Source organism: Desulfomarina profundi (genome assembly GCF_019703855.1).
Classification (GTDB): Bacteria; Desulfobacterota; Desulfobulbia; order Desulfobulbales; family Desulfocapsaceae; genus Desulfomarina; species Desulfomarina profundi.
The window spans coordinates 1481292-1505307 of the sequence record NZ_AP024086.1; the positions used below are offsets into that span (position 1 = coordinate 1481292).

Below are 24016 nucleotides of genomic sequence, written 5' to 3' on the forward strand. Positions count from 1 at the left end.
TTTCTGGAAATGTGTGCATAATTAAGAGAGTGAGTTACAAGTTTTTTCCAGCCCATAACTGCTTGACCCGGAGGAAAACCATGGACAGAATGGAAACGGTCCTGAAAAAACACTCTTTTGCCGGATTTCTTGGGAAAGTGAAACGAAGAAATACCAGGACACGTGTACAGGGATTCGTTGGGGATATTGCTGTAGGTTCATCAGTAATTTGTGGAGATGTGGCTGACATCTCATGCAGTGGTATTAAAATGACGGCGTTGCCGGAAAATTTTTCTGCAGTAAAACACATCTATACAACTGTTGTCTCCGGTGATGGTAAGCATTATAAATTACTTGTTAAACCATGCTGGAAAAAAAGAAATGCAGATGGTGATGTTGAAATCGGGTTTAAAATTATGGATGCACCATTGGAGTGGGTCGATCTTACCCTGAATATAAGTTCCGGTGTTGACGATTCAAGGGAGGAGTTAGGCTTTCACGCGTAGCTGATACTGGAAATAGGGTTTTATTTTTAATCAGTTTGAAGGGCGCAGAATTATTTAATTCTACGCCCTTTTTCTTTGGGAATCCTGCCTCGGCAGGTATTTCTGCCGCAGACGGGTTTTTCATTACTCTGTTGCGCCCAGAGGCCATAAATAGTTGCCCCCCTGGTCTACAGTGCCAGGGTATAGAGGGAATAAGCATATAATCCCTTTGGATCTCTCACCTTCAGCAGATCTTTCATTCCATTTGATACATTATTTTCCAGGAAATATATAAATGGTTGAACTATTTTGAGCTTTTCGGTTAAAAATGTGCCTTCAATCCCATCTGTTAAATATCGGATAAATTGCTCCCGAACAGAAATTGGCTTTTGAAGGAATTGCCTGTGATAGTCTTTCAGTTTTGCCATACCAGCTGCAGCTTTGACTGCATCATCCAAACTGCCGAGCCTGTCCACAAGGCCAAGTTTGACCGCTGTCGTACCATCGTATACCCTTCCTTGGGCAATTGACTGAACATGAGACTTCTCAAGTTTTCGACCAGTGGATACAATATTGATAAATTGTTCATATCCCCTGGAAATTGTCTGATGAATTGCCGATTTCAGCGGTTCGGAGAGGGGACGGGCCAGGTTAAGACCTGATGCAAGGGGTGTGGTTCCTATTCCATCACTGTGGATACCATAGGTTGAAAGTGTTTTTTCAAATGTCGGTATTGCACCGAAAATACCTATAGATCCGGTTATTGTTGCCGGTGATGCCCAGATTTCATCGGCATCTGCAGCTATCCAGTAGCCCCCTGAAGCGGCAACGGCTCCCATGGACACAACCAGAGGTTTGCCGGTTTTTTTAAATTCAAGAAGCTCCTGTCGTATAATTTCCGAGGCAAACGCTGAACCACCACCTGAATTAATACGAAGGACAAGAGCCTTTATGGAAGCATCTTTTTTGGCCTTGTGAATCATTTCACTCAAGGAATCTCCACCAATAATCCCTGCTGGTTGTTTTCCCGGTACAATGTTTCCCTCTGCGACCAACACCGCAATTTTTCCTTGACTGTAAGCCGATTTCAACCTGTTTCGCAGCAGTTTCAGGTAATTTCCGGAAGAGATATGGTTGTTTTTCAGGGAGTCCTGACTTCTTCCTGTTACTTTTGTGAGATAGGCAGAACTCTGTTCACGGGTGAGCAATTTATCGACCAGGCCAAGCTTGAGAGCCAGTTTTGCACTGTCACCTCCCGTTGATTTAAGTTGTGCTGCCAGGTCGGATGTATATTTCCTGATAGCTGACGGTTTCAGGGGGCGCAGCTTTTTTATATCGTCAGTATAGAGATTCCAGAGCGCCGTCAACCATTCCCTGGTCTGTTTCCTGTCTTCCGGTGACATGCTGTCCCGGGTCATTGGTTCAAGGGCGGATTTAAAGGTCCCTACTTTGAAAATATTGTAGTTAACCATCAATGTATCCAGAGCCTGTTTGAAATAGAGGTGATAAACACCAAAACCGTGGAGAAAAACCGTTCCCATCGGATTAAGAATAACAGTGTCAGCGTATGCGGCCAGGTAGTACTGAATCTGTGTATAATTATCCTGGGCAGCTATTATTCTTTTCCCTGCAGCTCTGAATTGTTTCAGTGCTCTGCCGATTTCACGCAGTTGGTTCAGTCCTGCACGGTTAAGGTGCCTGAGATCAAGACGCAAAACAGTAATGTCTTTGTCCGCAGTGGCCCCATCAATTATATCAAGTATATCCTGAAGGAGTGTTTCTGCCTCGAACTCAGAAGCAGGATCGGTTGGCAGATACATTTTTTCAATGGCGGAGGTGAATCTTTTTTCCTCTACAACATTACCGGAGATTGTCAGATCAAGGGTTGTATTGGGAGAAAGATGAATACCTTTTCGGGGCATCAGAGAAAAAACAACCAGAATGATCACCAGGATAAAAAGGAGATTAAAGACAAGATTACGTAAGGTTGTGAATACCTTGCCTGTATATTTAAAAATGGTCAGAATCGATAGAATGAGATCTTTCATTAATGAAAATACCCGGTAAAGAAAGTGGTCCTGGATAAAACCGTCACGGATTCATACCAACTATAACCGCATCGAATTCTTATTCAACCTAAATCCTGTACTTAGGTTCAACCTCAATCTGGGCAGCCGTCAGGGAAATGGTAACAGAAGTTGATGTGGCCTGTTACCCTTATTCAGGGTGAGATTTGAAATGGATATACCCAGTAATCGAACGTCACGCGTTCCAGCTTCCGTCATTCGCAGTAGCTCCGGAAGACAGTGAAGGATATCACTTTTGCTGAAAATTGGGTTTTTAAGCGTTCGTGAACGGGTGATTGTTGTAAAATCAGAATATCGTATTTTCAAGGTAACCGTGTATCCTCCTGTCTGTAATTTCAACAGGGATCGTTCTATTTTTTCTGCTATTGCAGAGAGAATATCCAGCACCCTCTCAATTTCTCTGATATCCTGGCGGAGGGTGGTTTCACTGCCCACCGATTTCCTGATCCTGTTCGGCTGAACAGGTCGATTGTCGATTCCACGCACAATATCACTGAGAAAGGAGCCGGTCTTGCCAAAATGGATTATCAATTTTTCCCTGTCCCACGAACGCAGATCAGAACCATTTTTAATACCGAGATCAGTCATTTTTTTCTCAGTTACCTTTCCAACTCCAAAAAATTTCCCGATGGGAAGGGAAGAAAGGAAATCCATGGCATGTTCCGGTGGAATTGTCGTGATTCCATTGGGCTTATGAACATCGGAGGCCACTTTTGCCAGAAATTTATTGTAGGATACTCCTGCTGATGCTGTCAGGCCTGTTTCACGAAAAATCTGTCTGCGTATTTGTTCGGCCACCAGGGTAGCCGACGGATTATTGGTGTTATTTACGGTTACATCAAGAAATGCCTCATCGAGAGAAAGGGGTTCAACCAGATCTGTGTATTGCCTGAATATCTTCATGATTTTCAGAGAAACTTCCTTGTACCTGTGTATACGTGGACGAACGAAGACAGCCTGGGAACAGAGTCTGGCAGCCATTGAGCATGGCATGGCAGAATGGATACCAAAAACACGTGCTTCATAGGAACAGGCGGCCACAACACCCCGGCTTTTGGGGCGTCCACCGACAATAAGAGGTTTGCCCCTGTACCGGGGGTTATCTTTTTGCTCCACAGAGGCATAAAATGCATCCATATCTATATGAATTATTTTTCTTTTGGTATACATTCAAGTAGAGTGGGCTGTAAATACATGATACCTCAATCCTGCAATTGGCAGTTTCGGAGTCTACGTCACCTGTTGGAGAATGGAAGTGCAGGATTCAGGTGGTAAATTATCGCAGATCTTTCAGCTTTTCATGGTCTTTTCTATCAGAACAGGGAAGCGATTACGAATTCAGATTTTTTATAACATAGCAGATTCATGGATAAAAAAAAGATAATTAGTATGAGCCTTCTTTTTGAAGGGTTACCGGAAAATCATATCGAGGAACTGGCTGGCATTGCAATAGAAAATGTTTACGGAAAAGGTGAGACGATTTTCTTCGAAGGGGATGAGGGGAACGGATTCTACATGGTGGGTGAGGGAAAGGTAAAGATATTCAAGATGTCACCTGCTGGTAAGGAACATATTCTTCATATTTTTGGCCCCGGCGAACCGTTTGGCGAAGTTCCGGTTTTTCACGGCTTGCCTTTTCCTGCGACTGCAGAACCGTTGGTGAAGACAAGGACACTGTTTTTCCCCAGAGACAGGTTCACCAGATTGGTGGAAGCAAATCCGGCAATTGTTCTCAAGATGCTTGCAGTTCTGTCCATGCGTTTGCGCCGTTTTGCCACCCAGATTGAAAATCTTTCTTTGAAGGAAGTTCCCGCACGTCTTGCCGGGTACCTGATTTATCTCCGGGATGAACAGGGTGGCTCAGATGAGGTAAGGCTGGAAATTTCCAAAGGACAGCTTGCCAGTCTGCTTGGAACCATTCCTGAAACGCTCTCCAGAATTTTTGCGAAGATGAGTGAAGAGGGATTGATCCGGGTGAAAGGGAAGGTTATCAGCCTGCTGGATCCGGAGGCACTCGCGGAGAAGTAGATAGTGCTTACTCATAAATGGCTTTTTTGCCCGATTTATGCGTCGCTGAGAATAAAACCTGATGATCAGGCATTCGGGTATAAGACAGCAGGACGTCACGGAAGAGCTTATTGCCCGAACACATAACGACAGTTTTTTACCAGGACAGTGGGAGGAATATGTGTTTTTTCGAAAATGTCATAACCCTCCTTAAGGTTGTGCCAGAATGAATCCCATTTTCCCCGGTGGAGCAGCATGTTTTTTTTTGTCATTCTAAAAGGAAATATATGAACTGCAAATGATCCCTGGCAGCCGGAAAGGGCTGCATTGGCAATGGTGTAAATCTCTTCCATGCGGTAGTTGGCCATGGCAAAACAACCAATGGAATTGCATTTTCCATGTACCATGAGGGCAGAACCTGTTCTTTTGTGGCAACGATCGAACTGATTCGGGAATCCCAGATTGAAGGAAAGATGATGTTTTGACCAGGGATTCATCTGTTCAACTCCCACCCTGTAAAAACCTTCAGGTGCCTGGCGATCTCCTTCTTTCAGTTTTGGTCCAATATCTCCTGACATGTCACAAACAAGAAAACTCTTGTACAAAACATATGTTCGTTCTTTTTTTACCCAGAGTTCCAACTCTGGTGGTTCTTTGAAAATTCTGATAAAAATTGGAGAACCTGGAATAAGGTTCTTTTTTTTCATTTTGCTTCTTATATCAGGCAGATTATGTTGTAATATTTTTTCGGCGTGGGGATTCAATGGGGTAAGACAATTTACAGCCTGTGCAGGTATGGATGACAACATGAAAACAGCAATGGCTGTCATTAACCAGATTGCAGATCTGAACATGATGGACCGATTTGGAATTCCATATAAAATCTTGACTTGCCGGTGATATTTCATTAGTACCATAAAAATTTTTAAAAGATTTATTTCTGTTCTTTTTGGATATCCGGTAATTTCGGGAGTCAAGTGTTAAAAAAGAGAGGTTAAGGGTGCATAAAAAGCGTTCAGAACCGTTGGTTTCAGTCATAATTCCAGCATATAATCACGAAAAGTTTATCGAAGCAGCCGTTGAGAGCGTACTTAATCAGACAATGGATGATTTGGAACTGGTCGTGATTGATGATGGATCAACCGATAATACCGGTCATATTGTTCGTGGCTACAGTGATTCCAGGCTCAGCTATTATTACCAGGAAAACCAGGACGCCTACAATACCATCAATCGTGGCCTGGGCCTGGCAAAAGGAACATTTATAGCCATCCTCAACTCAGATGATGTATATACAGAAAATCGGCTGGAAAGGCTCGTTGAATATGCAAAAGAAAATCAGTCGCAGGTCGTTTTCACTGATGTAATTCCCATTTCTGACGAGGGTGTTGAATTTGCTGATCCCGCCTTCGGGTGGAATATCTGGCATAAAAAAAACCGAAAATTTTACTTTAAATGTGGAGATATTTATACAGCCTTTCTGAAAGGGAATTTCATGGTGACCACTTCAAATCTTTTCATGACCGTTGAAGCGGTAAAGAAGACCGGTAATTTCTGCTCCTTACGTTATCTTCATGATTATGATTATATTTTCAGGCTGATGCTTTCATGCCCCGGGAAGGTCCATTATCTTGCTGATGAAAAACTTCTCTATTATCGAATTCATTCTGGAAATACTCTTGGAGAGGCTGCCGTTATCGGAAGAGAGCAGGATCAGGAACTTATTTCCAGATACATGCTGGAAAAAGTTCCTGATGATTTGAAGAAAATTGTTCGTTCAGGCAGTGAAAGACTGGTAGAACTGGAAAAAGAGCTCTGTGACGTTCGTACTTTACTCACAGATACAGAGCACCCTGGAGTACAATCAGCCACTGGACAATTGCTGAAAAGTATTGCCCGTTGTGTCAGAAAAAGAGTGTTTCACCACTCCTGAAACTTTTTTTATTTTTTTATTTTTTTATTTTTGATGGACTCGTAAAAAGTCGTTCAACGTTCTCAGATGGACTCTGGAAAAACTTCGATATACAAGGCGTGGCGGTGTCGTGTAAGCGCAGGCGTACATAGAGTACGTCGAGCATTACACGATCACCCCACAACGCAGTAGATCGGAGTTTTTACGAGTCCATCATTTTTTAAATCAATGTCCACTTCATGAAATTGCAGACATTCTATTCTTTAAAAACTCTTGTTAAAGAGGGCAGACGCAGGGCGGAGAAGAAAGATGTTATCACTTTTGATCTGTTCGACACCCTTCTTGTTCGCAGAATACATGATCCTGACCTGGTGAAACTGCCGGTTGCAAGATTCATTGCAACGCTTGCTCAATCACATGGGGTGGAAATCGGCTGGCAGCAGGTTCAGGCTGTTCGGGACCGGGTTGAACAGGAGCAGCGCGATGAGACGGGTACTCGTTTTGACGATCACGAGGCATGTTATCCCGTTTTTATGGAAAAAACCCTTCGGGAAATATTTTTGGAAAAATACTGGGATGGGCTGTTGCAGGAAGTTACCGGGTATGAGCTGAAAATGGAGAATTCCATGCTGGTTCCCAGAAAGGAGCTGGTCCAATGGCTTGATGAACTGAAGAAAAAAGAAAAACGGTTGTTCATTATTTCAGATATGTATTTGCCGGCATCCCATCTCAAGGTGCTGGTGGCTTACGCAGGACTTGATGGTTTGGTTGATGATGTTATCTCTTCCGCGGATACTTTCCTGGCCAAAGCTTCAGGCAGAGGTTTTGAGTTTGTTCAGAAAAAGTATTCTCTTGAGAAGGAAAAATGGCTCCATATCGGTGACAACGGTTTTTCCGATGGTCTTCGCGCCGAAGAATTTGGGATTGAGGCTTTTATTATCAAAGATCCCGGGGAAAGCATGCGAAAATCCATTGTCAAGCGTTACGTGAACTACAGCGATGGTCGTCCTTTCTGGCGTGGCAGAGCTCTACAGCAGCTGATGGCTCCTCTTGAAGGTGAAAACAGTCCCAGACCCGACCTCTATATTGAAGGATATAATTTTATAGGTCCCCTTATCGGTTCTTTTATCCAGGAATTAATTAGAAAATGTCGTGAGAACAATATAACAAAAGTTTTTTTCCTGTCCAGGGAAGGACATACCTTTAAAAAATACTGGGAAGGGGCAGTACCTTTTCTCTGCCCGGATAATTCTCAGCCGGAGATAGAATACCTTTATGTCAGCAGAATAGCCCTTGCTGGAGCCTGCTGTGCCCACCAGGGATTGACCAAAACCAATGTGGATATAGCCTTTCTCCCGGCCGGAAACCGGGATTTTCATGACGTATGCCGTATCTTCAGCCTTGATGTTGAGCCGTTTCAGACGATTTTGCAGGAACATGGTCTTGAAACCGAAACCTGCCTCAGTCATGTACATGATGGTTACGATCCGGAGAATCGTAAAAAACTTAATACAATGCTGGGGAACGTCACATTTCAGGAAGAGGTGAAAAGACAGACCCAGCCTTCAGGGAGAGCTCTTGAGATGTATCTTGAGGATATCGGGTATTTTGAGCACGATAATGTGGCCATTGTCGATATTGGCTGGCTGGGTACTATCCCAAGATTTTTCAACGAGGCAATAGCCCATCGAAAAGACAGACCCTGCTGTTTCTCATATCTCTTTGGAGCAACCAGGGGGATTCCCTATCCTCAGGATGATAAAAACCGTCTTGAAGGCGTCATGTACGACAGGGATCGTTTTGATCTTGCCGCCAGCACTCTATTTTATGCACGGGATCTTTTTGAAGAGGCCTGCAGGGCTCCGCATCCTACCCTGAACGGCTACAGGTTGAAAGAAGATGGCGGTTATGAACTGGAGTTCAGGAAAACTGACGACGCCATAGGAAGAGCGGAACTGGAACAGGATCAGTATTTTGCTCCCCTGCAACAGGGTATTATCGATTCAGCCAACAGGTTTGGCGCAGCCTCCGCTCTTCTGGGTTACGACCTCCAGGATTTTAAACCGTGGCTTAACTACCTGTTTGTGTCAAAACTTGCCTTCCCGAAATCGAGGGAAATTATAAATATCAGACACCGGAATCACCTGGATGACTTCCATGGCAGCAAAAAGCCCAGAAAAGATTTTGGACAGGGAATACGTTCCCTCTGGGAGTATTCCTACCTGCAGCTCAGGCTGAATCCTTTGCTTCGATTACAGTTGTTTTTCAGGCATTTACGGGAGCGTATTAACGAATGAAAACTGTATTCACAAAACGATACGACCTGCGGGGCAATGAACTTGCACGTCTTGGCAAAACAGCTCTTCTTTCAAAATGGATTCCTTTGGGTAATTTTCGGGGTGGTCCCGGGGCACGGTGTCTGTTAACCCTTGCAGTGTTGCACTATTGCGGCGGAATTCTTTACTGGTTCCTGGGGAAATATGGGGACAGGCTGGGACTGCTGAGAAAAATAAAAAACAGGTTTATGTAATTTTCAACGCAAAGGTTTGGCAATAATTCTTCTTCGGTTTGGATGAAGTTTGAACTGTCTGGCGGAAACAGTTTTATCCAGTTTCAGAGAACGATTACCGATTCGAATCTCAGTTCCTGCATAGACCGTCCCCACGACATCGATTCTTATTTTGTCAATATTTATTGCCCCGCGATCATCGTAATCACTGCCGGAAAGTTTCGGGTCATTTTCGTTTTCACCCGCCTTCGAGTATATTCCAGTGCCGGGAATCATATTGACTCTGAGAAGCAGGGCCTTTGTTTCAGCAAGTTTCTGTTCCATTTTCCGCACTTTTTTTGAGGTGGAACTTCCCCTGTAGCGCTGCAGCCATTGAATTATTGCATCCTGTTGTTCAACAACACTTGCTTTGAGTTCTTCGTAGTGGAGCAGACGTTCAGCAACAACACCTGCCCCTATCAAGGCTGATTTACTGTTTTCGGCTCCAATATTGCCGACTGTGATATTTCCGGCGGCAATGAGACTTCCACTGATCACAGCACTTCCCGGTTTGCACCTGATATGAGAACCTGAATGAACAGTACTGTAATATGATTGTTTACGAATAACACATAATCCGCCACACTTTATTTTTCCCTGTTCAATAAAATTAATATCGCAGTCACCCAGGGCTTCGATACTTGTTTTTTTCCCGGTGATACCACCTTTGATCACTATATTCCCCAGGCCCTTTATCGAGGTTGACATGACATTGCCGGTTATCTCCAGATCCCCGTCGGTAGTTACCTTGAAACCGGGTTGAACAGAGCCCCTGATAATTACGCAGTTTCTCGAATCAATATTCCCGGTTTCATAGTCGATATCGCTGTTGACAACCTGTTTTGAGCAGACTTTTATAACATTGTCATTTACTATTGAAAGAACACCGTCCTTTATGGCTGTGACCTGCAATGTCTCCTTTGAAAACTTTGCATCATTGAGGGTTTTAATTTTCAGATCTTTTCCTTCAGGAGCCGGTGTCTCTTCACCAAACACATTTACACCGGGAGTTCCCTGAACAGGAGGAATTTTTGTGGCAATGCACTCACCCTTATTGATTCCGACCATGATTCTTCGATCCCTGAAATCGATTCTGCCGTCATCGAGAAGCGTTCCGGCTATTGGGCCGATTTCAAGTTCAAATCGAAGAAAAGCATCCATACTTTTTCCGACAGGACGACCTCTGGCTATGACAAATTTGGAAAACTCCTGATCACCTTTTTGGATACATTCTTCAGCTTTCTTCAATGCTTTTTCGTCAAGGCCAAAAATGATTGATGAATCTTCAAGCAGTTTGTAAAGATTTATATTTTTGAGAGATCTGCAGTCAGGCAAGGGAGGATGAACGTTGAGTGTAACTTTCATTTTATCGGGCGAAATAATAAAAAGCGGCTCAACTGAGAGAATAATCTGGTGATTATCTTTGTTTCCTGAGTTGTCAATTATCCTCGGATAACCGGGGACCAGTGACAGAACAGATTCTCCGTCTTCAGAAAAACATGTGTTTTCACCACATTGTATTACGGCTTTTTCGTAGCCCTTCGGCTCCAGTCTTTTAAAATTGGGAAAATCAGCCAGAATATGATTTGCCTCAACAAGCTCAGAAACAGCCACTTTGTTTTCTATATCATCTCCTATCTGGACTTTTCCGGTAGCAAAATGGAATGCAGGTTCCAGTATCTTTTTCTGTTGAGGAGATTTTTTCTCAGTCATCTGATAACACCCGAAAATTAATTAATTGCTAAATCCAGCAATTGGCAAGTTTTTGTTGATACTTCAATTTAAACAGAAGAATGAGTAATTTATCAAGGAGATATAGAATTCAGTCGATAATACATTGTGACAATAGATACCTTTTAGCCAGAAAGTCAAAACTTCCTTGAAAACAGTATACTAATATGGTATACAATTTGCCCAGGAAACAAATATCACATTCTTAACTCACTGTGTTTCCTGGATCCGTGACGGTTCAGCGATTAATCTCTGATCGCCGGCAGTTTTTACTGCGGTCAAAGTTTTTTGCAGGTAAGCCTTCGGGCCTGCTCTATCAGTTTATCTGGAAATCCTGCTAACCCGGATTTCTCATGAACATTGTGTCAATTTTGAGAATAACTGTAGAACACAAACAATGAGACAATTATCAGTGACCCGGAAAAATTTACACAATGTTCACCCAAGGTCAGTCCAGGCGACGTCATCTTCTACAGTATTTCTGCAATAAATATAGATCACTATAATTCATTGCAAGGTAAGCGAAGACTCCGAGAACTTTGAACCTGACGCCGCCTGAACTGATGAGGTAAAATGAGAAGGCTGGTTCTCCCGAGCTATGTTATAGAACATGCTCAACTATAAAACGCAGTCATGATGCTGCAAAAAAAGGAGAACCAGCCATGAACAGTATAACAATTGGAATGGATTTAGGCGATAAAACAAATTTTGTTTGTATTGTGGGTGACAGAGGTACCATCCTGCTGAGTAAATCTATAGACAACAATGTAGAATCCATAAGAAAATTTTTTAGGAAATATAAAAGAACTACGGTCGCTATTGAAGCGGGAACTCATTCCCCATGGATGAGTAGACTCCTGAGCTCCATGGGCTGTAATGTTTTAGTGGGGAACCCAAGAAAACTACGTGCAATATGGGAGAGTGATTGTAAGACAGATCAGCGAGATGCTGAAATGCTTGCAAGGATAGCACGATTCGATCCCAATTTGCTTTATCCGATACAACATAAAGGTGAACAGGTACAAGCGGATCTTGCACTATTGCACTCAAGAGATTTATTGGTGAGAACCCGCTCTAGTCAGATTAATCATGTTCGTGGCATTGTAAAATCCTTTGGTGAGCGGTTACCAAGTTGTAGCACAGAATGTTTTCATAAAAAGGCTATATCCCATATTCCTCAACAGTTGCAGCTTGGCCTTGGACCTGTACTGATACTCATTGCACAGCTTAACGAACAAATTAAAGCTTTGGATAAAGAAATCGAGAGTATCAGCAGCGAGCGGTATCCTGAGACAGAGTTGCTCAGGCGAGTGAAAGGAGTCGGTCCATTAACAGCTCTGGCATTTGTATTGACGGTTGAAGATCCTGGTAGATTTGGAAAAAGCAGACAGATTGGCCCATATCTCGGGCTGACACCTCGTCGCGATCAATCTGGAGAGACAGATAAACAGCTTCGAATAACCAAAGCTGGCAGTCCGTTTTTACGAAAGCTATTGATAAATTCGGCGCAATATATTCTTGGCCCATTTGGAGAGGACTGTAACCTGCAACGTTTTGGTTTACGTCTGGCATCTAGAGGCGGGAAAAATGCAAGACGTAAAGCTGTAGTGGCAGTGGGAAGGAAATTAGCAATACTCCTACATCGTCTGTGGAAATATGGAGAAATATATGACCCGGTTTACAAACGTAACGTTTTATCAAGAAGAAAGGCAGCATGAGTTACATAGTCTCACTGCACCTGTCAAGGACAATGTTCCCCAGGAACCGTAAGTACCCGGTAATACATACTGTGACACTTAAAATGAACTTGGTGAGTATATTTATAGAGGAACATTCTCCTTGACAGTTTTGTTCGTTATGTACAACCGGTAACTGTGAAAAGGGAAAAATGATTTTCCCTTTTTATCAGCAACGTAAAATGAGTGGAGACTTTCAAGTCATTTTGAAAATAAAGCCCTGAATAAAGAACGTCCCGTCCGGAAGACTGCGTGAATTTCTCTGGTCTGTCATATGCCAATGACAATTTTTAAGACCGATGATGAGGTGGCAGCTCCAGGACGGACCCTACAATGCACCGAACTTTTTGGCAGAGGTTCATAAATGAGTGCGAATGGAAGCATGACGTTTCAGGGATTATTTAAAAAATGGTTCGCCACGTCGAACTTATATCTTGACAAGCCTTCTCATGGAAGAAATGCGGGCTAAAGAAGATGATTCTGCCGCAGTCTGGATTTTCATTCGTTTTGTTGAGGTTGAGCCATTTGGTTCGACCATGCCGGTTTATATATGTGCATGATGTCCCTTTCAGTGTATATTGCACTGAAAATCGATTACTCTATCTCCCGACCAACAGTGGTTGGTATGGTTTGCTATAGAATTTCGGCTTCGCAGGTGAAGAGAAAGAGTTCTCTTCTCTCTTCAATCACTTAACATACACTCATTATCGGAGGAAAAAATGTTGAAATCCAAAGTACTGGCATTATCATTGATGGCCACTTTTCTTGTGTCAGGGCCGGTTTTTGCCGAAGAAACGCTGAAAGTCGGTGTGCAGGCACCCATTACCGGGAAATATGCCAACGAAGGACAGGGCATTGATCAGTCCGTCAGGTTACTTGCTGAGCAGATCAATGAAAAAGGCGGCGTGATGGGCAGGAAAATTGAAGTTATTTCCTGTGATGACGAAGGTACTGCAATGAAGGCGGCCATCTGCGCCAAAGACCTCGTCAACAAGGGCGTTTCAATGGTCATAGGTTCCTATACCTCAACTTGCGCAGAGGCAGCACAAGCCACTTATTTCAGGGCAGGTGTACTGCAGACTTCAGATGGAACGAGTGATACCCTGACTCAGCATGGTTACTGGACTTTTTTCAGAAATTCCTTCCCCAACAGTGCGGAAGCAACTTTTGCGGCCGACTATATGGTTAAGGTGAAGAACTATAAGAGAATAGCAATTCTTTCTGACTTTTCCAGTTATGCTGACGGCCTGGCCACAGCCGTACAGGATTCAATTAAAAAACTGGGTGGAAACATTGTTGCCCGTGAGAAAGTTAAATCTGGTTCTCAGAATTTCACTCCGGTTCTGACCCAGCTTAAAGGCAAGAAGCCCGACGTAATTTTCTTCAGCGGTTACTATTCAGATGGTGGTCTTATCCGTTCCCAGCAGGTTGCTCTTGGGATCAAGGCTGATTTCATCGGTGGTGACGCCAATGATAATGTTGACTTTGTTAAACTTGCCGGAAATGCTGCTCAGGGAGCATACATTATTAATGTTCCTACTCCGGAACTGCTTCCTTATGACCTGGCTAAAGACTTTTTGAAAGCTTACAAAGCCAAGTATAACATGATGCCGCCTTCTATCTGGACCATTCTTAATGTTGACGGCATGAGAGCATTCATTCATGCAATGGAAACCGTAAAAAGCTTTGATACAAAAAAAGCAGCTGATTACCTGCATACCCTCAAGGACTACCCCGGAATTACCGGTCCAATATCTTTTGCCGCAGATGGAAACAGGGTCGGCAGTGGATATATGACTTATGAGATCCAGAAAGACGGCAGTTACAAAATAGTTCATAAATAGTAGAATCCTGCCCTGGGAGGGTGAAAAACACAAATTTTTTTTTCACTCTCCCTTTCTTTTGCCATTGAAATAATCTCATGGATATTTTCTTACAACAGCTGGTCAATGGACTCACTATAGGCTCCATGTTTGCCTTGATTGCACTGGGCTACACCATGGTTTATGGTGTCATGAAGCTGATCAATTTTGCCCATGGCGATCTTGTGGCCGGTTCGGCTTTTGTTGCATTGTTTATTTTTTCAAAACTGCTGGGTGGGCAGGTTTCAGTACTGTCTGTAACCGGCGTTTTTGTTCTAACAATCGTTTGCATCTCAATACTCGGTTTCACCCTGGAGCGATTTGCCTATCGTCCCCTGCGTTCCGCACCTCGACTTTCTGCAGTTGTATCCGCACTGGGTGCAAGTATGGTTATCCAGAACGGTATCATGCTTCTCTGGGGGCCTCAAATGCATATATTTCCGGAATTGATACCACAGATTATCTGGGAAGTAGGCGGGGTGGTGGTCAGCCTCATGCAGATAATTATTATGGTTCTTTCCATGATTCTTATGATTGCGCTCTATTTTTTCGTGGAAAAAACCAAAATCGGAACAGCTATCAGGGCAAGTGCCATTGATCAGGACGCTGCCAGATTGATGGGTATAAATGTTAACAATATTATTGTTACGATTTTTATTATAGGTTCTTCACTCGGAGCAGTAGGTGGTATTTTCATAGGTCTCTACTATCGTGGCATCACCTTTAATATGGGTTGGCAGTACGGCCTGTACGCTTTTGTTGCTGCCATCATGGGTGGAATCGGCAATATTCCGGGAGCCATGCTCGGTGGGATGCTTCTCGGACTGTTTAACGCATTTATAGCCGGGTACATTTCCAGTACCTGGGCCGATGCCTTTACCTTTATTTTATTAATTGTAATTCTGATTGTCAGACCAACTGGAATTTTAGGCGAGAGGGTGGCGGAAAAGGTATGATAAAAAAAATACAACAAACGGGATATCCTCTGTTCTTCATCGTAATGGCACTGCTGCCGACTTTTCTGGATTCCAGGTGGCTGGCTGTGGCAACGACTTTTGTTATATTTACCATCGTAGCCCTGAGCCAGGACATTGTTCTCGGAAAAGCCGGGATGTTCAACATGGGACAGGCACTGTTCTTCGGGATGGGTGCGTATACAACGGCTATTCTCAATTCAAAATTCGGTATTCCGGTTCTTGCAACACTCCCTCTGGCAATACTGATACCTGCTCTTTTCGGCATTATTCTGGCGGGTCCGATCATTCATCTGCGCGGAGATTACCTTCTTGTGGTCACGATCGGCTTTAATATTGTTTTTGTTCAAACCCTGCAGAATAATCTCGGTGGTGTAACCGGCGGACCAAATGGAATCTTCGGTCTTGATATGATGACTGTCCCCGGACTGACATCATTTGCTGAATTCATGCCATATTATTTTGCCCTCTTTGTTCTGGTCCTGACTCTTCTGGTCATGCATAATCTTGAAACAAGCAAACCGGGAAGAGCACTGCACTATCTGCGGGAAGATGACCTTGCTGCCTCAAGTATTGGTATTAATACAAGGGTATATAAAATTTATTCGTTCGCAATGGGTGCAGGAATTGCCGGAATGGCCGGAACTGTTTACGCCAATCAATATTCTGCGGTCAGCCCTGAGGCTTTTGATTTTATACAATCAGTCCTTTTCTTCACCATTGTGATAGTCGGAGGCTCATCAGTTCCCGGTATTCTTCTTGGGGTTTTTGTGATGTTTGTTCTGCCGGAAATATTCAGGGAATTTTCCACCTGGCGGTATTTCATTTTTGGTTTTGCGATGATCTTCACAATGATTCTCAGACCTCGTGGGATCTGGCCGGCAAAATTCGGCAGAATTCCAAAAGAATTTTTAACAAAAGGGAAATAGTATGGCCGGCAGAGAACTGATATTGACAAATGTGACAAAGAGATTCGGCGGGCTGGTCGCCGTGGACAATCTGAGTTTCCATGTTAGGGAAGGACAGATTTATGGCATAATTGGTCCCAATGGTGCCGGTAAAACCACGGTTTTTAACTGTATCACCGGGATTCATCCCTGCGAAGAGGGCTCAATAAAATGGTGCGGAGAGGAAATAAAGGATCTTTCACCTCACCAGGTCGTACAGAGAGGTATTGTCAGGACTTTTCAGACGATCCGACTTTTCGGACAGATGAGTGTTGCTGAAAATGTCATGAGTGGACGACATATAAAGAGCAGTCAAAAATTGTGGCATGGGATAATCCATACCCCGACTTCAAAAAAAGACGAAAGAGAAAACTGGGGAAAGGTTTTTGAGATACTCGATTTTTTTGATCTGACTGAGTTTGCATCAAGTACCGTAGGCTCCCTGCCATACGGCATCCAGAGAAGAGTTGAAATGGCCAGAGCCATGGCGGTCAATCCTTTTCTGCTCATACTTGATGAACCGGCGGCAGGGCTCAATGACAATGAGACTCAGGCTCTGATTCAAACTATATACAGAATCAGGGAGCAGGGGGTTACTATTCTGCTCATTGAACATGATATGGACCTTGTTATGGAAGTGACCGAATATCTAACCGTTATAAATTTTGGTGGCAAAATTGCAGAAGGTACACCTGGAGAAATTCAGGATAATCCTGCAGTAATAGAGGCGTACCTGGGGAGTGATGATGACGAGTAAAAATGACCGCCTTTTCAGCATTTCCGATCTGGAAGTTTCCTATGGCAGTATTGCTGCAATAAAAGGGATTTCTCTCGACGTAAATCGTGGAGAAATTGTTACCATTCTTGGTGCGAACGGTGCAGGCAAGACAACTACCATGCGTACGATCAGTCAACTGATAAAGGCAAAGAGCGGATCCATTCGATTCAAGGAACATGAACTGACAAAACTGCCTGCCCATAAGGTTGTCAGTCTCGGGATAAGCCATTCTCCGGAAGGGAGAAAAGTGTTCGGCATTCTTTCGGTCGAAGAAAACCTTATGTTGGGAGCATATACAAGAAAAAAAGTTGACAGGGAGGTCCTCTCCTGGGTTTATGATCTTTTCCCCCGTCTTGAAGAGAGAAGAAGCCAGCTTGCGGGTACACTTTCAGGTGGTGAACAGCAGATGCTTGCCATAGGCAGGGCTTTGATGTGTAAACCTGAAATGCTGCTGCTTGATGAACCGAGCCTTGGAATTGCTCCTATTCTGGTCAAAGCAATTTTTGCCCAGATTAAAAAAATTGCCCAGAGCGGTGTAACTGTTCTGCTTGTTGAGCAAAATGCTAAGGCGGCTCTGAAGCTGGCAGACAGAGGTTATGTTCTTGAAGTTGGTAAGATTGTTTTTTCGGGTTCCTCCGGAGAACTGCTGCAATCAAAACGGATTCAGGAAGCCTATCTTGGGAAGCAGAAAAAATAATGTAACTGACACTCACTTTTCAACTGACTGTGATTACCAGCACAATTTTCTGTTCAGACAACACGGTAAGAACCGACAACATCATTGTCGAGCACTTGCAGATTGAGATGTTCGTTAAAACCTGCAGATGAAAAAGCAGACAAAAGCATACCTCTATGGTTTTGCAGCTGTCAGTTTCTGGTCTACAATTGCCAGCGCCGGCAAGTTGTCTCTGCGTTACCTCACGCCCGTTGAGCTGTTGTTTTTCAGTTCGCTCGTTTCCTGTGTTGTCCTTTTTACCATACTCATTTTTCAAAAAAAACTCCCGGAACTGAAGAAAACCAGTCTGAAAGAACTGGGAGTTTCCCTCCTGTTCGGACTGCTGAATCCGTTTCTTTATTACCTGGTACTTTTCAAGGCGTATGATCTTCTGCCGGCTCAGCAGGCACAGGCAATAAACTATACCTGGGCAATCACCCTGTCGTTGCTGTCAATCCCAATTCTCGGGCATAAGGTGAGGGGGATCCAATGGGTATGTATCGGCTTCAGTTATTTTGGAGTTCTGGTCATCGCGACCGGAGGAAATGTTATTTCCCTTCAGTTTGAAAATCCTTCCGGGGTTGGGTTGGCTCTGCTTTCCACGGTTATCTGGTCTCTCTACTGGATTTATAATACCAGGGACACACGGGACCCGCTGGTTGGGCTTTTTCTGAATTTTGCAACAGTCATGCCTCTTATTGTTTTGTATACATTATGGATTGGCAAAGGACCACTGTTGCGGATTACACCGGGATTGGCTGGAGCGGCGTATATTGGTGTTTTTGAAATGGGCATCACCTTTGTTCTCTGGCTCTACGCTCTCAAGAAGACTGAAAGCAGTGCAAAGGTGGCAAATCTCATATTTATCTCACCTTTTCTTTCACTGTTCTTTATTCATTTCCTGGTTGGAGAAAAAATCCTCGGTTCGACCCTGGTTGGCCTGGCTTTTGTCATCTGTGGTCTTTCCCTTCAGGCATTTGCGGAATCAAAGAAAAAGCATCGAGCGGGCAGGTAAAAGATCATAAATAGTTTTTTATAATCTTTTTTCAATAATGTTTCAGGGTGATCTCAATGGAGGAAACTGTCCGAGTACTGATTCTACCATCGCATTCACTTCTGCTGTAATGGTTTCCGGAGATGAACTGGAGAACACATCTCCTGTACCGACACCTTGCCAGACAAGATCGTGTGTATTGCCGTAAAAAATGGAAATCACCAGTTTCCCAATACTGTACTGTCTTATACCTGATCCGCTGTGCAGCGATATACCGCCATGACGACCAAACCAGCCGTATCCGTATCCAAAGGAAGGATAAAAGGGATCAGTCTCCAGACGTTGAATTGTTGAATATGAGTAGGAAACCAGGAGATCAGGATGTTCTTTCAGTGAAAAACCACGAGAAAACATGGAATTCTCAATTGCGTTTCTGAAACGTTTGTCCAGGAGTTGATTTTCTGATTCCCTGTCGGAAGCTTCATGTTTTTCTGAATCCCAGTTAAAGGAGGATGTGAATTTAAAGTGAAAAGAAGTATCATAATCCTGAGTCACTCTGGTTGTCGCACATCCGGAGAGAAACAGGATTGAAAACAGTAGAAACGTCAGGGTATGGGGCTTCATATTTACCTCACCGGTTTGTATTTTACACACTCACCATAAAATTGCTCACGGTGTCAGGATACTCTATAGTGGTTGCCCATAAATGGCCTTTTTACCCGATTGTTGCGTCGTCCCTGGCAACTTACTGATCAGATTTCAAAACGGCTAAAAAAGCGTTTTGTGGAATATCCACATTACCAACTGTTTTCATCCTTTTTTTTCCGGCTTTCTGCTTTTCAAGCAGTTTCCGTTTTCTTGTGATATCCCCCCGTAGCATTTGGCAGTAACATCCTTTCGCATGGCGGAAACATTCGTCCTGGCAATGATTGTCCCACCGATTGCAGCTTGAATGGCAATTTTAAACATCTGGCGGGGGATTTCCTTTTTAAGAACTTCACAGGCCACAAGACCTCTGGCTCTTGCATTGTTACGATGGACAAGCTGGGAGAGGGCATCAACAACCTCCCCGTTGACGAGTATGTCGAGTTTAACCAGATCACTTTTGCGGTGATCGAGCATTTCATAGTCAAAAGAACCGTATCCCTGTGTCACAGATTTCAATCGGTCATAAAAGTCATAAATAACTTCTGAAAGGGGCAGCTCGCACTGAAATTCAATTCGACCCGGCATGGGGTAGTGAAAACTTGTATTTTCTCCTCGCCTGTCCATGCAGAGGGTCATGACAACACCCATATATTTTTCAGGGATAAGAATAGTGGCTTTAATAAATGGTTCCTCGATTTTATCAATATGTGCAGGGTCTGGAAAGTGGGCCGGGTTATCAACAATTTTCCGTGAACCGTCCGAAAGGTGAAAAATATACTGGACGGATGGGACAGTAAGGATGAGAGAAATGTCAAATTCCCGCTCAAGTCTTTCCTGAATGACTTCCAGGTGCAACAGACCAAGAAAACCACACCTGAAACCAAAGCCGAGCGCAGCTGAGGAGTCTTTTTCAAAAGTCAGAGCTGCATCGTTCAGTTTCAGTTTTTCCAGGGCCGCAGCAAGATCCTCATAATCATCCGTTGAAATTGGGTAAATTGACGAAAAAACTACCTGCTGAACTTCACGGAAGCCTGGGAGAGGCTCGGGACAGGGGTTGCTCTTCAGGGTGATCGTGTCTCCCGGCCGCGTATCTTCAACAGTTTTAATACCGGCAAGAATGTATCCGACCTGTCCGGCAGTAAGTTTTTTCTGTGGTTCCTTTTCAAATTTGAAGAGCCCGGTTTCCTCAACCTTATATTCTTTACCATTGGACATAAATCTGATGATATCACCAGGTCTTACTGTACCATTTATAATCCGGACGGAGATTATCGTTCCCCTGAACGGATCATAGGTGGCATCAAAAATCAGGGCCTGAAGAGGTGCGTCAGGGTCTCCTTCCGGTGGCGGAAGATTTTTCACAATGGCTTCAAGAATATCTTTGACTCCGGTACCTACTTTGGCAGAGCAGAACTGTACCAGGTCACTGTCCAGGCCGAGGTCCTCATCTATCTGGAGGGCAACGGTTTCCGGATCAGCTGAGGGAAGATCTATTTTATTGATTACGGGAATAATTTCGAGATCATTTTCCATTGCCAGATACAGATTTGCCAACGTCTGAGCCTCGACTCCCTGGGCGGCATCTATAAGGAGTAGCGCACCTTCACAGGATGTCAGCGCTCGTGAAACTTCATAGCTGAAATCAACATGGCCCGGGGTGTCCACCAGGTTCAGAAAATACTGTTTACCATCATCTGCGGTGTAGGGCAGACAAATGGTCTGGCTCTTGATGGTGATACCTCTCTCCCTTTCGATGTCCATGTTGTCAAGGAGCTGGTCTTTGAATTCCCTTGCTGAGACCATATTGCAGAGTTGAATCATACGGTCCGCCAGGGTGGACTTTCCATGATCAATATGGGCGATAATACTGAAGTTGCGAATATTATTCATTGTTACAGGATATCAGGATAGGAAGAAATAGTTAACTCTTGAAGAGAGATTGGAAAATAAAACAATTTGAGTGAAAAAATAAAATGGTTGGATACTGAGCCTGTGTCTGCCCATAAATGGCCTTTTTGCCCGATTTCTGCGTCGCTACGAAAAATAAAAATGCTCACATATGCCTGATAGGCTGCGCTTCTTATTTTCCTATGCTCCTTGAACTTGAACAAAAAATCTCATTTCTGGACAGACACTAGCATAAAATATGAATTTATAAAATAGATTTTCCACATTTACTCTCCTGTGGTACCATGGAAATGAAGGGTGGTAAATCAAATTGAAGTATATAATTATTGCACTTTAATTCGAGTAGAGTAAAATCCAAATCTTTTCTATATTTTCTGGACAATTTTTCCGGAGAGAGATGCATGAGTAAAGTTACAAAAACTGATCAAGCCCAAAAAAGCGCAGAAAAAGGGTATGAAAACCCCCTGGTTGCCGTATCGGATGAAGAAAATCTACCGGCACTCAGCAATCCGGCTCTGCACAGGTATTTGCAGGAGATCAGTCAATATGAGTTACTGACCAGAGAAGAAACCGATGAGCTTGCCATACGATTCAGGGAGGAGGGAGACCAGGATGCAGCTTACCGTCTTGTGTCCTCAAATCTTCGGCTGGTGGTCAAAGTTGCCATGGATTTCCAGAAATATTGGATGCAGAATTTCATGGATCTAATCCAGGAAGGAAATGTCGGGCTCGTCCAGGCTACAAAAAAATTTGATCCCTACCGGGGTGTAAAATTTTCCTACTATGCTGCATACTGGATCAGGGCCTACGTTCTCAAGTTTATCATGGACAACTGGAGGCTGGTGAAGATCGGCACGACCCAGGCACAGCGGAAACTGTTTTTCAGCCTGAATAAGGAAAGAAAACTGCTTGAAGCACAGGGGTTTCAGGCGGAACCCAAGTTGCTCGCTGAAAGGTTAAATGTTAAGGAAAAGGAAGTCATAGAAATGGGTCAGCGAATGGACAACTGGGATGTCTCCCTGGAAAGTCCGGTTCGTTCCGACTCTGACGATGAACAGAAAAACTTTCTCCCCAGCAACGGTCCGGGAATTGAATCAACTGTTGCAGGTAAAGAGATTAAGGTGAAACTTGCAGAACTTCTCGATATCTTAAAAGATAGATTGAATGACAAGGAGAGGATGATTCTGGAAAAAAGGTTGTTGACGGATGAACCGTTGACCTTGCAGAATATTGCAGACAAATTTGCCATATCCCGGGAAAGAGTACGACAGATTGAAGTCAACCTGCTTAAAAAGATGAAAAAATATCTTGAGGCGGAAATGCCTGATATCGTAGATTATTTTGATGGTGAGAAAATTGTTATCCACTCCGATCGTTAAACATCCCTTCATTCTTTCCTTCTCGAACTGATCTTTATAGAGCAACAGTCGCGTAAATTCAGAAACAGGCGGCTGTCTTCCTGAAAGTTATGGATACTGTTGCCAAAAACATAACATAAAACAAATATATTATTATGAAAGTACCTCTGCTAGACCTTCATGCTCAGCTGGAATATCTCGAAGATGATCTGATTGAAGCTGTTACCCGGGTTGTCAGGTCAACCCGATATATCCAGGGACCTGAAGTCACCGGACTTGAAGAAGAAATTGCCCGATACTGCGGTACTGAGTTTGGTGTTGCCGTCTCCAGCGGAACTGATGCTCTGCTTATTTCCCTTATGAGTATCGGGATAGGGCAGGGAGACCTGGTTTTAACGACGCCTTATTCATTTTTCGCAACAATGGGTGTTATTCTGCGAGTGGGAGCTGTACCGGTTTTTGCAGACATTGACCCTGTTTCATACAATATCGATCCTGAAAACGTAGCTGAAATCCTGGAAAAAGATAAGGGACAGCAAATTAAGGCGATCATTCCTGTGCACCTGTATGGCCAGTGTGCAGATATGGACAGTCTCATGGAAATTGCAGGGCAATATAATATCCCTGTCATTGAAGATGCAGCCCAGGCAATTGGAGCCGAATATCCTTCAGGAAAAGGAGATTCAATTCAATACGGACGAGCCGGGTCTTTTGGATTGTGCGGTTGTTTTTCATTTTTTCCCAGTAAGAATCTTGGCGGCATTGGTGATGGGGAATGGTCGTTACCAATGACAGAGAATTTGCGGAAAAACTGGTCCTCATGCGAAACCATGGAGCATGGCCAAAATACTATCACAGTATGGTCGGCGGAAATTTCAGAATGGACCCCATACAATCTGCTGCCCTACGGGTAAAGCTGCCATATCTTGACAGGTGGCACCGGGAAAGGGGAGCTAATGCCGAGGCCTATAATCGACTTTTCGCAGATACAAAACTTGTAGAGGAAAGAATCATCCAGTTGCCTGTGTCCGTGTATGATCGCATGGAAAAGGACAACGGGGAAACCAGGAATCATCATATATATAATCAATATATTCTACGTGTAAAAGAAAGAGACCGACTGCGTGACTGGCTTGTTGAAAACGATATCGGCTGCGAAATTTATTATCCGGTCCCCCTGCACAGACAGGAGTGTCTCGAGAAAGAGGTTTCATCAATTTCCTGTCCTGAGGCTGAAAAAGCAGCGGAAGAAACTATTGCCTTGCCGATTTATCCTGAATTGACAAGAAAGATGCAGGAGTATATCGTCCAGACAATTGTCAATTTTTATTCATAATCCTGAACCAG

Annotated in this window: 19 protein-coding genes and 1 pseudogene; 14 read left to right on the plus strand and 6 right to left on the minus strand. The window is 43.7% G+C overall.

All coding sequences use genetic code 11. From position 1 onward, the window contains the following. Positions 1-80 precede the first annotated feature (80 nt). The gene (locus tag LO777_RS06885; RefSeq protein ID WP_228856788.1) at positions 81-485 is read left to right on the plus strand and encodes a hypothetical protein; all 405 of its coding nucleotides are present in this window, start codon (positions 81-83) and stop codon (positions 483-485) included. A 167-nt stretch (positions 486-652) separates the two neighbouring features. Here LO777_RS06885 and sppA read toward each other — a convergent pair whose 3' ends face one another. Together sppA and dinB are read right to left on the minus strand one after the other, a co-directional pair. After that, positions 653-2512, minus strand: coding sequence for a signal peptide peptidase SppA (gene sppA, locus LO777_RS06890; protein WP_228856789.1), 1860 nt, complete (start codon positions 2510-2512; stop codon positions 653-655). A gap of 129 nt (positions 2513-2641) precedes the next feature. Next, on the minus strand, positions 2642-3721 hold the full coding sequence (dinB, locus tag LO777_RS06895) for a DNA polymerase IV (protein WP_268907526.1): 1080 nt from the start codon (positions 3719-3721) through the stop codon (positions 2642-2644). Positions 3722-3940: 219 nt separating this feature from the next. On the opposite strand from dinB, the gene LO777_RS06900 reads away from it, so the two are divergent. After that, the gene (locus tag LO777_RS06900; protein WP_228856791.1) at positions 3941-4579 is read left to right on the plus strand and encodes a Crp/Fnr family transcriptional regulator; all 639 of its coding nucleotides are present in this window, start codon (positions 3941-3943) and stop codon (positions 4577-4579) included. A gap of 107 nt (positions 4580-4686) precedes the next feature. Here LO777_RS06900 and LO777_RS06905 read toward each other — a convergent pair whose 3' ends face one another. Further along, positions 4687-5265 (minus strand): L,D-transpeptidase family protein, encoded by a 579-nt coding sequence (locus LO777_RS06905; protein ID WP_228856792.1) that lies wholly within the window; start codon positions 5263-5265, stop codon positions 4687-4689. Between the two features lie 293 nt (positions 5266-5558). Between LO777_RS06905 and LO777_RS06910 the strand changes: the two genes are divergently transcribed. From LO777_RS06910 to LO777_RS06920, 3 genes are all read left to right on the plus strand, one after another. After that, complete coding sequence (locus tag LO777_RS06910) at positions 5559-6491, plus strand: glycosyltransferase (RefSeq protein WP_228856793.1); 933 nt, start codon at positions 5559-5561, stop codon at positions 6489-6491. Positions 6492-6709: 218 nt separating this feature from the next. Further along, positions 6710-8767 (plus strand): HAD family hydrolase, encoded by a 2058-nt coding sequence (locus LO777_RS06915; RefSeq protein ID WP_228856794.1) that lies wholly within the window; start codon positions 6710-6712, stop codon positions 8765-8767. Then, entirely contained in the window at positions 8764-9000 is a 237-nt protein-coding gene (locus LO777_RS06920; RefSeq protein WP_228856795.1) for a hypothetical protein, read from the plus strand. Before LO777_RS06915 ends, LO777_RS06920 begins: the two co-directional genes overlap by 4 nt. A 3-nt stretch (positions 9001-9003) precedes the next feature. Here LO777_RS06920 and LO777_RS06925 read toward each other — a convergent pair whose 3' ends face one another. Further along, the gene (locus tag LO777_RS06925; protein WP_228856796.1) at positions 9004-10731 is read right to left on the minus strand and encodes a DUF342 domain-containing protein; all 1728 of its coding nucleotides are present in this window, start codon (positions 10729-10731) and stop codon (positions 9004-9006) included. Positions 10732-11411: 680 nt separating this feature from the next. On the opposite strand from LO777_RS06925, the gene LO777_RS06930 reads away from it, so the two are divergent. The 7 genes from LO777_RS06930 (at position 11412) to LO777_RS06960 (ending at position 18776) form a co-directional block, all read left to right on the plus strand. Further along, positions 11412-12467, plus strand: coding sequence for an IS110 family RNA-guided transposase (locus LO777_RS06930; protein ID WP_228854279.1), 1056 nt, complete (start codon positions 11412-11414; stop codon positions 12465-12467). Positions 12468-13204: 737 nt separating this feature from the next. Next, positions 13205-14329: a branched-chain amino acid ABC transporter substrate-binding protein gene (locus tag LO777_RS06935; protein ID WP_228856797.1), complete on the plus strand. Its 1125-nt coding sequence runs from the start codon at positions 13205-13207 to the stop codon at positions 14327-14329. A 77-nt stretch (positions 14330-14406) separates the two neighbouring features. Continuing rightward, positions 14407-15303, plus strand: a complete 897-nt coding sequence (locus LO777_RS06940; RefSeq protein WP_228856798.1) for a branched-chain amino acid ABC transporter permease — start codon at positions 14407-14409, stop codon at positions 15301-15303. After that, entirely contained in the window at positions 15300-16250 is a 951-nt protein-coding gene (locus LO777_RS06945) for a branched-chain amino acid ABC transporter permease (protein ID WP_228856799.1), read from the plus strand. The genes LO777_RS06940 and LO777_RS06945 overlap by 4 nt, the downstream gene beginning before the upstream one ends. Before the next feature lies 1 nt (position 16251). Continuing rightward, positions 16252-17025, plus strand: coding sequence for an ABC transporter ATP-binding protein (locus tag LO777_RS06950; RefSeq protein ID WP_228856800.1), 774 nt, complete (start codon positions 16252-16254; stop codon positions 17023-17025). Further along, positions 17012-17743 (plus strand): ABC transporter ATP-binding protein, encoded by a 732-nt coding sequence (locus LO777_RS06955; RefSeq protein ID WP_228856801.1) that lies wholly within the window; start codon positions 17012-17014, stop codon positions 17741-17743. Before LO777_RS06950 ends, LO777_RS06955 begins: the two co-directional genes overlap by 14 nt. A gap of 127 nt (positions 17744-17870) precedes the next feature. Beyond that, entirely contained in the window at positions 17871-18776 is a 906-nt protein-coding gene (locus LO777_RS06960; RefSeq protein ID WP_228856802.1) for a DMT family transporter, read from the plus strand. A gap of 42 nt (positions 18777-18818) precedes the next feature. Here LO777_RS06960 and LO777_RS06965 read toward each other — a convergent pair whose 3' ends face one another. Further along, entirely contained in the window at positions 18819-19379 is a 561-nt protein-coding gene (locus tag LO777_RS06965; protein ID WP_228856803.1) for a DUF4136 domain-containing protein, read from the minus strand. 186 nt (positions 19380-19565) lie between these two features. Next, complete coding sequence (lepA, locus tag LO777_RS06970; RefSeq protein ID WP_329955675.1) at positions 19566-21293, minus strand: translation elongation factor 4; 1728 nt, start codon at positions 21291-21293, stop codon at positions 19566-19568. A 419-nt stretch (positions 21294-21712) separates the two neighbouring features. On the opposite strand from lepA, the gene LO777_RS06975 reads away from it, so the two are divergent. Both LO777_RS06975 and LO777_RS06980 read left to right on the plus strand, forming a co-directional pair. After that, positions 21713-22690, plus strand: a complete 978-nt coding sequence (locus LO777_RS06975) for a sigma-70 family RNA polymerase sigma factor (protein ID WP_228856804.1) — start codon at positions 21713-21715, stop codon at positions 22688-22690. 134 nt (positions 22691-22824) lie between these two features. Next, positions 22825-24005: pseudogene (locus tag LO777_RS06980) on the plus strand (DegT/DnrJ/EryC1/StrS family aminotransferase). Positions 24006-24016: the final 11 nt, after the last annotated feature.

Bases quoted from the DNA above. Each gene is read 5' to 3' on its own strand.
- LO777_RS06885 (WP_228856788.1), top strand. From the start codon at position 81: ATGGACAGAATGGAAACGGTCCTGAAAAAACACTCTTTTGCCGGATTT.
- sppA (WP_228856789.1), bottom strand. From the start codon at position 2,512: ATGAAAGATCTCATTCTATCGATTCTGACCATTTTTAAATATACAGGC.
- dinB (WP_268907526.1), bottom strand. From the start codon at position 3,721: ATGTATACCAAAAGAAAAATAATTCATATAGATATGGATGCATTTTAT.
- LO777_RS06900 (WP_228856791.1), top strand. From the start codon at position 3,941: ATGAGCCTTCTTTTTGAAGGGTTACCGGAAAATCATATCGAGGAACTG.
- LO777_RS06905 (WP_228856792.1), bottom strand. From the start codon at position 5,265: ATGAAAAAAAAGAACCTTATTCCAGGTTCTCCAATTTTTATCAGAATT.
- LO777_RS06915 (WP_228856794.1), top strand. From the start codon at position 6,710: ATGAAATTGCAGACATTCTATTCTTTAAAAACTCTTGTTAAAGAGGGC.
- LO777_RS06920 (WP_228856795.1), top strand. From the start codon at position 8,764: ATGAAAACTGTATTCACAAAACGATACGACCTGCGGGGCAATGAACTT.
- LO777_RS06925 (WP_228856796.1), bottom strand. From the start codon at position 10,731: ATGACTGAGAAAAAATCTCCTCAACAGAAAAAGATACTGGAACCTGCA.
- LO777_RS06930 (WP_228854279.1), top strand. From the start codon at position 11,412: ATGAACAGTATAACAATTGGAATGGATTTAGGCGATAAAACAAATTTT.
- LO777_RS06935 (WP_228856797.1), top strand. From the start codon at position 13,205: ATGTTGAAATCCAAAGTACTGGCATTATCATTGATGGCCACTTTTCTT.
- LO777_RS06940 (WP_228856798.1), top strand. From the start codon at position 14,407: ATGGATATTTTCTTACAACAGCTGGTCAATGGACTCACTATAGGCTCC.
- LO777_RS06945 (WP_228856799.1), top strand. From the start codon at position 15,300: ATGATAAAAAAAATACAACAAACGGGATATCCTCTGTTCTTCATCGTA.
- LO777_RS06950 (WP_228856800.1), top strand. From the start codon at position 16,252: ATGGCCGGCAGAGAACTGATATTGACAAATGTGACAAAGAGATTCGGC.
- LO777_RS06955 (WP_228856801.1), top strand. From the start codon at position 17,012: ATGATGACGAGTAAAAATGACCGCCTTTTCAGCATTTCCGATCTGGAA.
- LO777_RS06960 (WP_228856802.1), top strand. From the start codon at position 17,871: ATGAAAAAGCAGACAAAAGCATACCTCTATGGTTTTGCAGCTGTCAGT.
- LO777_RS06965 (WP_228856803.1), bottom strand. From the start codon at position 19,379: ATGAAGCCCCATACCCTGACGTTTCTACTGTTTTCAATCCTGTTTCTC.
- lepA (WP_329955675.1), bottom strand. From the start codon at position 21,293: ATGAATAATATTCGCAACTTCAGTATTATCGCCCATATTGATCATGGA.
- LO777_RS06975 (WP_228856804.1), top strand. From the start codon at position 21,713: ATGAGTAAAGTTACAAAAACTGATCAAGCCCAAAAAAGCGCAGAAAAA.